Consider the following 12900-nt stretch of genomic DNA (forward strand, 5'->3'; position numbering starts at 1 on the left):
AAAATTAGAATGTGAAACATCATGGGTTAAGGAGTATTGGTATGTGTGGAAATTTCAGTTTTATATGAGGATAATCATCTGTTGCTTGTAGAAAAGCCAGTAAATATCCCGGTGCAAGCAGATCGAACAGGGGATAATGACTTCTTGTCGATGCTGAAACAGGACCTAAAAAATAGATATCAAAAACCAGGAAATGTTTTTCTTGGATTAGTGCATCGTTTGGATCGCCCAGTTGGTGGAACGATGGTTTTCGCTAAAACCTCCAAAGCAGCTTCACGAATGTCGGATTTAGTTCGGAGACAAGCAATCGAACGAAAATATATGGCTGTTGTAAGAGGGGTGCCGATACAAGCAGAGACAAAATTGGAGCATTATCTCTTCAAAAACACTCGTAAAAACAAAGTTTATACGGTAGCAGCCAATCACCAAAAGGCTAAGAAAGCGGTGCTTGATTATAAAATGATCGCAAAGACAGAAGATTTAAGTTTGTTGTCCGTTCAGCTCCATACGGGAAGGCCGCATCAAATACGTGTTCAGCTATCTGCTAATGGAACCCCAATATTTGGTGATCAAAAATATGGACAAAAGGTTAACCGACCTGGACAGCAAATCGCGCTATGGGCAAATTTATTACGATTCGAGCATCCGGTAAAAAAAGAAATGATAGAGGTTCATTGCCCTCCGCCAGAAGAGCGTTATCCGTGGAGTGTTTGGAAAGATATTCATAAAGGAAAGGGTAATTTGAATTTAGCAATCTACTAAAACACAATAATCGCGCTGGAATAGATTCCAGCGCATGATAAAATACTTATTTTGCACAAAAAAGTTAGACTTTTATTCACACCTCAATCTTACTCTTACTTCAATTCTTAATAATTTCAGCCGTATTATGAGTCCTGGCAAGGTCAAATGCAAATCGAATGATTCGCTCGCATCCTTTTTTAGTAAAGAGTGCAGTTTGAATGGCGACGTCATTACTTCCTTCTCTGCCTGAGAAGTTTCTGCCGCCAATACCCGAATACTCTCCTTCGGAATCACTTCCTCTTCCTTGGCATTTTTTGTTGCTATTTCGATAGCGAGACCATCTAAGATTTCGATAATTTGATAAATTCCCTTGAGCTCTTCCTTAGCAATAAAACTCGTTCGCCTCAACTATCTATATCTTCTTTTTTTCAGCACGGAAATCGTGCATGATATCTAAATTCATATTATACCTTTGGGAAATTAGATACCATATCTTAAATTAGTGGCAATGCATTTTATACCTAAATTAGGAAGTGTTATGAATATATACATTCCTGCAAAAAAACATTTACCGGTATAGCATTAAGTTTATTCACCTCGAGTTTTGGACATAATTATGGAAAAAAGTATAAAACACATCCACATTGACGTTGTGTGCAGATAAGAAAGAAACTTTCTTAATCTTTATCATGAAGGGAACTTGCCGTAAAGACTATCAATCTGAGATAAGAATATGGTGTAGCTCTAAATATGTTGGATTTACTTATTCTTTATATATTAGGAGGGGTTATGGTGACGGAAAAGGAGAACAATCAAATAACAAAACAAGCAAATACAAATAGTACAAGACGTGCCTTTTTAAAAAATTCAGGATTAACAGTTGGTGGGATTGCAATTGGTGCGACATTTGGTGGCTTACTTGGCAATTTAAGGGGTGGGGAGGTGCAAACAGAACAAACTCCGCCGCCGGTCGCTGAAGTTGCTAACCCAAATGTTGCCTTAATGTTTTTTACCCCAGATGAATATCAAACAACAAATGCAGCGGTAGAACGTATTTTTCCAGAGGGTGAGAATGGCCCTGGTGCTATGGAATTGAATGCTGCGATATATATTGATCATCAACTTGCTAGTCAATGGGGAGTAAATGCAAAGGATTATCGGCTGGGTCCATTTTATAAACCTGAACCAACACAAGGTGAACAAATCAAACTATTACGCCAAGATTTATTCCGCTTAGGTTTAAAAAGATTGGATAATTACAGCAATGAAAATTATGAAAAGCAGTTTCTAGACTTAGAGGCAGGAGAGCAAGACGACGTTTTAGCTGCTTTTGAGGAAGGCAAAGCAGGTTCGATTTCTGGTGTTTCTACAACTGAGTTTTTCAAATTGCTCAGACAGTTAACGCTGGAGGGTGTTTATGCAGATCCGATGTATGGTGGCAATAAAGAGATGCTGGGTTGGGAAATGCGAAAGTATCCTGGTACGAGAATGGGTTATATCAATGAAATCCAAAAAAAGGATTTTGTTGAACTGGAACCAAACAGCCTCCAGAGTCATATGGGACATTCATAAGAAATAGGTTGTTCAAAAATAGAAAGGGTTGAGAAACATGGCTACAAAATTACCAAAAGAACCTGTTGTTGTCATTGGAATGGGTTGGGCAGGGGGGATTATTGCCTCTGAACTAACAAAGGCTGGAATCAAAGTCGTCGGACTCGAGCGAGGGAAAGAGAGGAAGATGAGTGATTATCTTATGGTCCATGACGAACTCCGCTTCCAGCATCGAGAAGAATTAATGCAAGACTTATCCAAAGAAACCGTTACACATCGTAATAACAGCAAGATGAGAGCACTCCCAATGCGCCAATATGGTACGTTTATTGTTGGGGATGGCCTTGGAGGCGCAGGTAGTCATTGGAATGGACAAACATACCGTTTTCTTCCATACGATTTTGAGATTAAAACGATGACGGAAGAAAGATACGGGAAAAACAAAATCAAAGCTGATTATCCACTTCAGGATTGGGGCATTACATATGACGAGTTAGAACCATATTACGATACCTTTGAAAAAATGTCCGGTATTTCAGGTGAGACGGTTGAATTATATGGTCACCGTTCAAATCCTTATCCAACCAAACCAATGCTAAAAACACCCGTACTAGAGGAATTTGAAAAGGCAGCCAAAAAACTTGGTTACAAACCTTATATGATGCCTTCTGCGAATTTATCCGAGAATTACGAAAACCCAGATGGAATTGCACGTGCAGCTTGTCAATACTGTGCGTACTGCGAAAACTTTGGTTGTGAGTATGGCGCAAAAGCGGACCCGGTTGTAACTGTTCTGCCTGTTGCACAAGAAACGGGTAACCTTGACCTGCGTACACATGCTAATGTAACGCGAATTTTAAATGATGGGACGAAAGCTACTGGTGTTATTTATGTGGATGCACTTACCGGGGAGGAATTTGAACAGCCTGCAGAAGTAGTGGTCGTCGCAAGCTATGTATTTAATAATGCAAGACTTCTGCTTAATTCTGGACTCGGTAAACCGTATAATCCAGCAGACGGGACAGGTGTTATTGGCAAAAACTATTGTTACCAAGTAAGTTCCGGGTACTCTACTTTATTTTATAATGATAGAGAATTTAATCTATATGCTGGTGCTGGGGCATTGGGGATTGAAATTCCCGAATTCACAGGTGATAATTTCGACCATGCGAATGAGAACTTTATTCACGGAGCAGGAATCCGTTCTACACAATACGGGAACCGGCCAATTGCCAATAATAACGTGCCAATTGGAACGCCTTCGTGGGGAAAAGAATTTAAGGAACAATCGATTAAGTACACAAATAGCATCCTCCAGGTCAAATCACAAGGTGCCAGTATGCCTCACCGGCAAAATTATATTGATTTGGATCCTACTTATAAAGATGCATACGGCATGCCGTTATTGCGCATAACGTATGATTATACAGAACAAGACAAAGCGTTAGTGAAGTACATGGCGAAAGTTACAAGATCGATCGCTGAAGAGATGGGGCCAGATCATATAGATACAGTTGGTGAACAAGCACCCTTCAACGTAAACGTCGATACGAACACCCATAATACTGGGGGCGTCATTATGGGGGCTGAACCTGAAACGTCAGCAATTAACTCTTATCAACAGATGTGGGATGCTGAAAATGTATTTGTCGTCGGGGCTTCAGCATTTCCTCATAATAGTTGTTTCAATCCGACTGGTACATTAGGTGCTTTATCTTATAGAGCTGCAGAAGGAATTGAAATGTACCTTAAGCAAGGCGGCTCTCTTGTTTAAGTTTTTTTAATCCGTGGTTTCTTTCATTGCTATTGATTATTTGTTAGTTGACCTCACCTAAGTAAGCTCTCATATTTAGGTAGGAGTATTCCTCTCCATTATATAAAGAGATTAAAATACCTGCCTTCTATTGTGGAGCAGGTATTTTCCTTTAAAACAACAATATCACCAAATAAATGGATGAATGATTCAAGACTATGATTGTCATTTTAGGGACATATTAATGTTAACTAAAAGGACTTTTTGAACAACCTCTAAAAAATGAAAAGTAAGGTGGTACATATAATGAGAGTCAATTGGAAAGTTTTGATCTTTTCTAGTTTGGTTTCGTTAAGTTTATTATCAGCTTGTACCGTTGATAATAACGATTCGAATGAGCAGCAGAATGATGTAAAGAATAACCCAACCCATTATGAAAATGATGCGAACCTGGAGGATAAAGAGAATCAAGAAAACAAATCCTTTATCCATGATGAAGATCCTGATCAAACAGATCAAGAGTTACAAAAGGGAGAGGATCTAGAATTCGACAGTGACAGAGGTGCAGAGTAAAGCTTTGGGAGTAGAAAAAAGTTATCTTGTAGGAGAAACAGCTGATAGGATTTATTCAATATACCTTCACAATTCCATTCATTTTAGAAATCTGTGGAAATGTGAAGGTAGCGTTTATTTTAGGGGGGGAATTGTGGGTTTTCATTTGTTTCATTTAATTCAGTGCGAATCTCGTCTATTTAGCTCAATTTCAGTATTTTTTTGATCTGCACAGGTAAAGCCTTTTTCCCTCTCCTTCGGTAGTAGTTATATAGGATATCCATTTCTTTTAAAAGGGTTCAATTTTATATTTTAACAATATTTAAATCTAAAAAAACTGTACTAGTTTAACTGCAAAAAATAAGTGGAATATCCATTAATAGGTAGTCACCATTAAATTGCAAGGAGGCTCGTTATGATGAAAAAACATCAACTTTATATTGAAGGTAAGTATACAGACTCTACAGGGAACGAATGGCTGGATATTATCAATCCGGCTACAGAAGAGGTAATCTCCCAAGCTCCCAGAGGTACAGATAAAGATGTGGATAGAGCTGTCCAAGCAGCTTTTGATGCCCAAAAATCCTGGGAATTAAAACCAAACATTGAACGCGGGAAAATCGTTCGTAAATTAGGGGACGCGATTCAGGAGAAACGTGATACCTTTATTGATTTGCTTCAGGAGGAACAAGGTAAAAATTACGACCTTGCGCAAGGTGAAGTAGATCTGGCGATTGACTATTTTCATTATATGTCGGAATGGGCACGTCGGATAGAGGGTGACATTGTTCCGAGCGATCGTCCAAATGAAAATATCTATATTTATAAGAAGCCGATCGGTGTTGTAGCTGGTATTGTACCATGGAATTTCCCGGTATTCATTCTTGCCAGAAAAGTGGCATCAGCACTTGTCACTGGCTGTACGCTTGTTCTAAAGCCAAGTCAGAAAACACCAAATACAACAATGGAATTTACGAAGATAGTTGATAAAATGAAGGAAATCCCTAAAGGTGTGTACAATGTTGTGACTGGTACTGGTTCAGAGGTTGGGAATGCATTGGCAAGCCATGAAAAAGTTGCGATGATATCCATGACCGGCAGCATTGCAGCGGGGACAAAGGTAATGGAAGCAGCTGCATCCAATATTACGAAAGTAAATCTAGAATTAGGTGGCAAAGCACCTGCTATTGTCACGAAACATGCAGATCTGGACGTAGCTGCTGAAAATATTACGACATCCCGCCTTGCCAACAATGGCCAAGCCTGTACAAACGCGGAACGCATCTATGTTCAGGAAGATATTGCGGACACCTTTATAAATAAATTGAAGGAAAGGTTTGAAAGTCAAACAATTGATAATCCACGGCAAAACAAGGAAGCAGATATTGGTCCGCTAATTAGCGGTGACCGGCTTAAAACAGTGGATGATATGGTGCAAAAAGCGAAAGAGAACGGTGCTGAAGTAGTTATTGGCGGTGAACGTGCAAATCAGGACAATGGCTATTTTTATAAGCCGACAATCTTAACGAATGTGACACATGAATCCGATATTATGCAGGAGGAAATTTTTGGACCTGTTATCCCAATTGATACCTTTCAAACACTTGATGAAGCAATCGAAAAAGGTAATGATACGGTTTATGGTCTTTCTTCTTCTGTCTATACAGAAGATATGAATGAAGCCATGCGTGTAATTAATGAGCTGAAATTCGGTGAAACATATGTCAATCGTGAAAACTTTGAGGCGGTACAGGGGTATCATGCAGGAATGAGAAAATCCGGCCTGGGCGGAACAGACGGAAAACATGGTATTGAAGATTTTCTTGTCACCCATGTAGTTTACATGCAATATAACAAGGATAAACAGTAGGAATACACTTGGGACAATTTTATTCTGTTTTGAGGATGCATAATGAATAAATGGCAATGGCATACGAAATGACGTATGCCATTTTTGTTGTTATATCAATGTTAAATTGTCTTTCAGGGTTGCTTAGACATCAAAATTTTTAAAAGGTTTTACATATGTTAATCGTTATTGTTCAATAAAATATCTATCAAATGGAGGTGTTAAAAGCGTCGTTAAATCTCTCCTAATACAGCAGTTAACGAGGTTGTTTGGTTAACAAAAATAGATGTGACAACAATATATTAGAATATCATTCTGTTACCATATTACTTCAATTTCCTGGATTATTTTTTATACTTCAAGTCTAAAAAATAATCTGGTCTAAACGTTTTAAATAAAAGTGGTTGATATTAAAGGATTTTAGTTGTAAAATAAAATAGACGAGTGGTACAGAAGGTGATATAATGAATCCGCGAAAAAAACAAATAACCGATGCAGCACATCGATTGTTTTCCGAAAATGGATTTGCCCAAACATCGATCCAGGACATTCTGGATGAAGCGCAAATTGCGAAAGGGACGTTTTACAATTATTTTGCTTCAAAAAATGAATGTTTGATTGCCATATTAGAAACAGTTAACGAAAAAGCAGAGCGAAGACGGATTGAACTTGCGCAAGGCGAAAATAAAGCAGACGAAAATGTTCTCGTATCACAAATTGCTGTTCGGTTAGATATGAACCGTTACCACAATTTGCTGGCTATTTTTGGTTCAGTTGCATGTTCAGATGATAATGACTTAAAAGCATTCTTTAAAAAGAACCAAACAAAGGAATTGAACTGGATTGCTAAAAGACTGGTTGATGTTTTTGGTGAAGAAGAGGCGCGCCACGCGGTAGATCATGCTGTCATGTTAACTGGCTGCATTCATCAGATCATACGTGTTTGGAATTTGGGTGCGAATACAGAAATGGCCACCGAAACGGTTGTTCAGTTTGCGCTTGATCAATTGAAACCTGTCATTCGTGAGGGAAATAAAAAAGCTTTTTTTCCAAAAAATTGGCTGGATTTAACGATTGACAGTTTATCAACGGATTATATGGAGATGAAGCAACAATTAATTATTAGATTAAGTAACCTTACTAAGAAGCTGGAAAAGGAAGAAAAAGCGAAAAATAATGAGTATGTTCAGTTTTTGCTTAAGGAGTTCCAGTCAGAAAATCCGCGTCTTTTTTTGCTGGAAAGTGTATTATTATCACTGAAGCATGTTTTTGAAGGCTCAAGTTATGAGCTTGAAATAAGTCAAATCGTTAAAATGGCATGGCAAGTACTAGACAGTTTATAGAATAAACAAAAATGGTTGGATTCTATAGTTTAAAAGAATCCGACCTTTTATCTTTATGAATTCATGGTGCTTAAAAATGAGTGATATTCATAAACTATACGTTAGTTCCTATTCGCCGTTACATGTTAAAGCGGTTGTTCTATAAATTTCGTACCCTATCCCATTTTTTGTAAATTAAATATTCGTTTAAATAAGAAAGAAGGTTTTAATACTATGGTTAAAAATCAGTCCGGCGCACAACCGGATGAACCTGTATTCAATAAAGCTCCACTTATTGCTGTATTGCTTTCTGGAGCTTTTGTTGCGATTCTGAATCAGACACTTTTAGCTACAGCTTTACCCCATATTATGGCGGATTTACAGCTGGATGCGAATACCGCTCAGTGGCTGCAATCTGTTTTTATGCTTGTAAACGGAATTATGATACCAATTACAGCGTTTTTAATTGAGCGTTTTACAACCCGAGCATTATTTCTCACTGCAATGACTATCTTTGGTTTAGGTACATTAATGTGTGCTATTGCTCCGGTTTTCTCTATTTTAATGGCCGGGCGCGTTCTCCAGGCTGCTGGTGCAGGAATTATAATGCCATTAATGCAAACAATCATGTTCATGATTTTTCCAATTGAAAAACGTGGATCAGCAATGGGTATGTTCGGCCTGGTTATTGCATTTGCCCCAGCGATTGGCCCAACTTTATCCGGTTTGATTGTCGATCATTTCCCGTGGAGAAGTTTATTCTATGTAATTCTTCCGATTGTCATTTTAGATATCATTTTTGCTTATCTTTTGCTTAAAAATGTTACCAATAGGACATTCCCTAAGCTTGATATCTTATCCATTATTTTATCAACTTTAGGGTTTGGTGGTTTGTTATATGGATTTAGCGCCGCTGGTAATAGTGGGTGGACAAGTATGCAGGTAGTCTTATCGCTTCTCATTGGTGCACTTGCTCTCGTGTGGTTTATTTTCAGACAGTTGAAGTTAGAACAACCAATTCTGGAATTCCGGGTATTTAAATATAGTGTATTTACAATAACGACAGTCCTTGGTATGGTGCTATTTATTGCCATGATCGGTGCTGCTGTTATATTGCCGTTAATGATGCAAAATATGCTCGGTTTTTCTGCGTTAGAGTCTGGATTAGCATTGTTGCCGGGCGCTCTGTTAATGGGGATTATGAGCCCTATTACGGGTCGTTTATTTGATAAATTTGGAGCAAGGTGGCTATCCATTATAGGGGTGACCATTCTCGTCATTACAACATTTATGTTTGCGATTTTTACAGAAGAGACAACATTCACTTATATCGCAGCTGTTAACGCGATAAGGATGTTTGGTATTTCTATGGTTATGATGCCGGTGACGACGGCTGGATTGAACCAGCTTCCAACCAAGTTAATTCCGCATGGAACAGCAATGAACAATACAATGCGACAGGTTGCAGGATCTGTTGGTACCGCCCTTCTTGTAACGGTAATGACAAGTAATAGCATTCCAGATCAGGGGGTTGCTGGAATGTTGCATGGTGTTAATATCTCCTTTATTGTTGCAGCAATTTTTGCTGTTATTGCATTAATCATGGCATTCTTTATTAAAAACTAACGTCCAGAGAATCCTGATGATATTAGGCCGAGATAAAAAATAATCTATTGCCATCCAAAAACACTGAGAGGTAAGAAAAAATAACTGGTTTTCGATTCAACCATGAAAATAAAAGACGCATGAAATCAGGATTTTAAATCAGATTTCATGCGTCTTATTTATTTTAAAAGCAGAACAAATAGGGAAACCTTCCTCGCTATGTTTTGCAAACTGGTGAGAGGGAACATTTTAAACAGATATCATTATAAAGGAGAGGTTATAATATGAACGTACTCGTTATTGGAGCGAATGGACAAGTTGGCAGGAAGATTGTGAAAGAACTGGCTGATTCAAATCATAAGGCTACGGCAATGGTACGCAAAGAAGAACAGGTAGATAAATTAAAAGAAATCGGAGCAGACAATGTCGTGCTTGCCAACCTTGAAGAAGACTTCAGTTCTGCATTTGACGATGTGGATGCAGTGATCTTTGCAGCAGGTTCCGGCGGTTCAACTGGTGCAGATAAAACAATGACTGTTGATTTATATGGTTCGATAAAAGCAGTAGATTATGCTATGGATAAAGGAGTCAAGCGCTTTGTTCAGTTAAGTTCAGTTGGCTCTGCCAATCCAGATGAACAAGAAGATAAAATCAAACATTATATGGTTGCCAAGGGAGTTGCGGATCGCCATCTCCAGCAAACGGATCTTGATTATACAATTGTTCGTCCTGGTCCTTTATCTAACGATGAAGCAAAAGGGGAAATTAAGATTTCACATGAATTCCCCGACATTGGTGATGGCTCCATTCCAAGAGCTGATGTAGCACATATTCTTGTCGATGTGCTTGATCGCAACAACACGTACAGGAAAACATTTGAGGTAATAGAAGGTGAGAAAGAGGTCGGAGAAGTATTAGAGACTGTATAAGCGGTAGTTCAAGTAGAAGGGAAAAGCTCCGTGTTAACAGTTAGTCGAAGCTCTTTTCGATGTGATTTTTCACAATGGGCTTTTTGAAATCTCCCCGATCTGTTATTTTGTACTATAGTATACTAGAATTATAAAAGCTGCCAGTTGGTAAAACTGGCAGTATTTTAATTATGAGAGTCTGCTTGTAAATACAATATAACTATTCCTTCATATTTTAAAAGGGATACGGGATTCATAAGTTGAATACTTGGTCTTATCTGGATATAGTAGAAAGGAAGGTAATGAATATTACTTTCCTTAAATACACCAATCTAGTTCCAAAACAATTCATGCAGATGACGGGAATGATCAAATTGTTTATAGAGAAAAAGGAACCCTATTATATCCAGTTTTATCGTATGATCAGACAAATGATTTTTGATGGGAAATTTCAACCAGGGGAACACATCAACGAAACCCAGTTAGCGAAAGAGTACAATGTAAGTAAGAGTCCTATTAGGGAAGCAGTACGGATTCTTGAAAAAGAAGGACTGCTAGTTGCTGATAAATCTAAAATGCTCGTTTATAAGCCAACCATTACAGATGTGGAGGAAATTTATTATTGCCGTATGGCGCTAGAATCCTTCGCTGTTAATCTGACAACGAAACTTGCGACAGATGACGAGCTTTCAAAAATAGAAGCCATATTAGCTGAAACCGAAGCTGCTATTAATAAAAAGATGGAAGCCAATTCGATTATCTTCCTTAATGAACAATTTCATCAATTAATTCTTACCTATACGAAAAACAACCGCTTGCAAAAACAAGTATATGATTTAAAGGGGTTAATTAATTATTATCGGATATTAAACTTCCAGGGTAATGAGCGGGCCGTGGAAATCTTGGAACAACATCGTCGAATCTTCTATTATATGAAAGAAAGAGATGAAACGAACGCCTCTGCCGAGATGGTCAACCATTTAGAACGTGATTTGAAACATTTACTTCAAATTATGATGGATTCAACTAGAAATCTATGAGTAGAATTTAACTTATATAAGCCAATGAAGCTGTGCCCTAATAGGGTACAGTTTTTATTTTGGTGAATATAATCCATGATTGCTAAAAGACAGACTTTATTATATAGTTAAAATAAATTCAAAGAGTCGACCGACGACTTTTGAGAAATTAAATGTAGGAGGCTGCGAAAATGAAGAAATTTAAGATTGCATCGATTCCAGGAGATGGAATTGGTACAGAAGTTGTTCCTGCTGCTACAGCTGTTTTGAAAACGGTATCAGAGATTCATGGTGGATTATCATTCGAGTTCACGGAGTTTCCATATAGCTGTGAGTATTATTTGGAGCATGGCGTGATGATGCCTGAAGATGGATTAGAAAGATTAAAAGACTTTGATTCCATTTTCTTAGGGGCTGTCGGTAATAGTAAGCTCGTGTCAGACCATACTTCATTGTGGGGGCTTTTGATCAAGATTCGCCGCGAGTTTGAGCAACAAATTAACATTAGACCAGCAAAGGTTCTGCGTGGTATCAAATCTCCACTCGTTAACCCTAAGGACTTTGATTTAATTGTTGTCCGAGAAAATAGTGAGGGAGAGTACAGTGAGGTTGGTGGGAGAATTCTTCGTGGAGAAGATGAAATCTCTATCCAGAACAATATTTTTTCCCGAAAAGGAACCGAACGTGCAATGCGCTATGCATTTGATTTGGCGTCAAAAAGGAATAAACATGTGACGAGTGCGACAAAATCAAATGGGATTGTCCATACGATGCCGTTCTGGGATGAAGTGTTTAACGATGTTGCTACAGATTATGCAGATATCCAAACGGACTCTCAGCACATCGATGCTTTGGCAGCTTTCTTTGTTACGCGTCCAAATAAATTTGATGTTATTGTTGCCAGTAATTTATTTGGCGATATTTTGACTGATATTGGTGCAGCGATCATGGGGAGTGTCGGAATTGCACCTGCTGCAAATATCAATGTGAATGGAAAATACCCATCCATGTTTGAACCAGTTCATGGGTCAGCTCCAGATATTATTGGAAAAGGCATCGCCAATCCAATTGGGCAAATCTGGACAGCTAAAATGATGCTCGACCACATGGGTGAGGAGGAGATTGGAACCGTTCTCTTAGATGTGGTTGAAAGTGTTACGAATGACGGAATCGTCACACCGGATATCGGTGGAAAACATACGACCACAGAAGTTACGGAGGAAATTATTAGTCGGTTAAAAGCTAGAGCTTAATATCTTGAAGAACACATTAGTTTAGGAATCTATTGAATGATAAAGATAGGTTCCTATTTCTAATTATGTGTAAATGTTCTCTATAAGGTGGAACAGAAGCGGATATTAGAAAACATCATGCTAATTTTCGTTATGGAGTAAGAAAAGCATTTGTGGAATGAGTTTCCCTCTTTAACCTTATTTTATCTGGACAAATCCATATAGAACTTCCCTATAAGTAAACAAAGAAATACTTATAACCCCGTCTATTGTAGCAATTATAATAAGATGCTATACTTAATTCAATTTATTAATCCGGGTAAGTTAATTGGTATACTGATATATACTTAGAACGAAAAAAGGAA

Annotated in this window: 11 protein-coding genes; 10 read left to right on the plus strand and 1 reads right to left on the minus strand. The window is 38.1% G+C overall.

Annotation, left to right across the window (positions count from 1 at the left end):
* Positions 1-45: 45 nt before the first annotated feature.
* Positions 46-762 carry an RluA family pseudouridine synthase gene (locus NYE61_RS18915; RefSeq protein ID WP_303447475.1) on the plus strand — a complete coding sequence of 239 codons (717 nt, stop codon included), beginning with the start codon at positions 46-48 and terminating at the stop codon, positions 760-762.
* A 72-nt stretch (positions 763-834) separates the two neighbouring features.
* On the opposite strand, the gene NYE61_RS18920 is transcribed toward NYE61_RS18915, so the two are convergent.
* On the minus strand, positions 835-1152 hold the full coding sequence (locus NYE61_RS18920; protein WP_336623543.1) for a hypothetical protein: 318 nt from the start codon (positions 1150-1152) through the stop codon (positions 835-837).
* 381 nt (positions 1153-1533) lie between these two features.
* Here NYE61_RS18920 and NYE61_RS18925 point away from each other — a divergent pair, with 381 nt between their 5' ends.
* The 9 genes from NYE61_RS18925 (at position 1534) to NYE61_RS18965 (ending at position 12556) form a co-directional block, all read left to right on the plus strand.
* Positions 1534-2316, plus strand: coding sequence for a gluconate 2-dehydrogenase subunit 3 family protein (locus tag NYE61_RS18925; protein ID WP_303447476.1), 783 nt, complete (start codon positions 1534-1536; stop codon positions 2314-2316).
* 37 nt (positions 2317-2353) lie between these two features.
* On the plus strand, positions 2354-4069 hold the full coding sequence (locus tag NYE61_RS18930) for a GMC family oxidoreductase (protein WP_251659387.1): 1716 nt from the start codon (positions 2354-2356) through the stop codon (positions 4067-4069).
* 285 nt (positions 4070-4354) lie between these two features.
* Positions 4355-4621: a hypothetical protein gene (locus NYE61_RS18935; protein ID WP_095313295.1), complete on the plus strand. Its 267-nt coding sequence runs from the start codon at positions 4355-4357 to the stop codon at positions 4619-4621.
* A gap of 397 nt (positions 4622-5018) precedes the next feature.
* Positions 5019-6470, plus strand: coding sequence for an aldehyde dehydrogenase (aldA, locus tag NYE61_RS18940; RefSeq protein WP_118890332.1), 1452 nt, complete (start codon positions 5019-5021; stop codon positions 6468-6470).
* A gap of 443 nt (positions 6471-6913) precedes the next feature.
* Positions 6914-7792 carry a TetR/AcrR family transcriptional regulator gene (locus tag NYE61_RS18945; RefSeq protein ID WP_118890323.1) on the plus strand — a complete coding sequence of 293 codons (879 nt, stop codon included), beginning with the start codon at positions 6914-6916 and terminating at the stop codon, positions 7790-7792.
* Between the two features lie 213 nt (positions 7793-8005).
* Positions 8006-9397 carry a DHA2 family efflux MFS transporter permease subunit gene (locus NYE61_RS18950; RefSeq protein ID WP_303447477.1) on the plus strand — a complete coding sequence of 464 codons (1392 nt, stop codon included), beginning with the start codon at positions 8006-8008 and terminating at the stop codon, positions 9395-9397.
* Positions 9398-9660: 263 nt separating this feature from the next.
* Complete coding sequence (locus NYE61_RS18955; RefSeq protein ID WP_118890325.1) at positions 9661-10305, plus strand: SDR family oxidoreductase; 645 nt, start codon at positions 9661-9663, stop codon at positions 10303-10305.
* 281 nt (positions 10306-10586) lie between these two features.
* Entirely contained in the window at positions 10587-11324 is a 738-nt protein-coding gene (locus NYE61_RS18960) for a GntR family transcriptional regulator (RefSeq protein WP_339316338.1), read from the plus strand.
* A 170-nt stretch (positions 11325-11494) separates the two neighbouring features.
* Positions 11495-12556 (plus strand): tartrate dehydrogenase, encoded by a 1062-nt coding sequence (locus tag NYE61_RS18965; RefSeq protein ID WP_095313282.1) that lies wholly within the window; start codon positions 11495-11497, stop codon positions 12554-12556.
* The last annotated feature ends 344 nt before the right edge of the window (positions 12557-12900 follow it).

Origin of the sequence: Oceanobacillus sp. FSL W7-1304 (assembly GCF_037969805.1) — a bacterium.
Classification (GTDB): domain Bacteria; phylum Bacillota; class Bacilli; order Bacillales; family Amphibacillaceae; genus Oceanobacillus; species Oceanobacillus profundus.

Coding starts and splice junctions, on each gene's coding strand:
- NYE61_RS18925 (WP_303447476.1), top strand. CDS start 1,534: ATGGTGACGGAAAAGGAGAACAATCAAATAACAAAACAAGCAAATACA.
- NYE61_RS18930 (WP_251659387.1), top strand. CDS start 2,354: ATGGCTACAAAATTACCAAAAGAACCTGTTGTTGTCATTGGAATGGGT.
- NYE61_RS18935 (WP_095313295.1), top strand. CDS start 4,355: ATGAGAGTCAATTGGAAAGTTTTGATCTTTTCTAGTTTGGTTTCGTTA.
- aldA (WP_118890332.1), top strand. CDS start 5,019: ATGAAAAAACATCAACTTTATATTGAAGGTAAGTATACAGACTCTACA.
- NYE61_RS18945 (WP_118890323.1), top strand. CDS start 6,914: ATGAATCCGCGAAAAAAACAAATAACCGATGCAGCACATCGATTGTTT.
- NYE61_RS18950 (WP_303447477.1), top strand. CDS start 8,006: ATGGTTAAAAATCAGTCCGGCGCACAACCGGATGAACCTGTATTCAAT.
- NYE61_RS18955 (WP_118890325.1), top strand. CDS start 9,661: ATGAACGTACTCGTTATTGGAGCGAATGGACAAGTTGGCAGGAAGATT.
- NYE61_RS18960 (WP_339316338.1), top strand. CDS start 10,587: ATGAATATTACTTTCCTTAAATACACCAATCTAGTTCCAAAACAATTC.
- NYE61_RS18965 (WP_095313282.1), top strand. CDS start 11,495: ATGAAGAAATTTAAGATTGCATCGATTCCAGGAGATGGAATTGGTACA.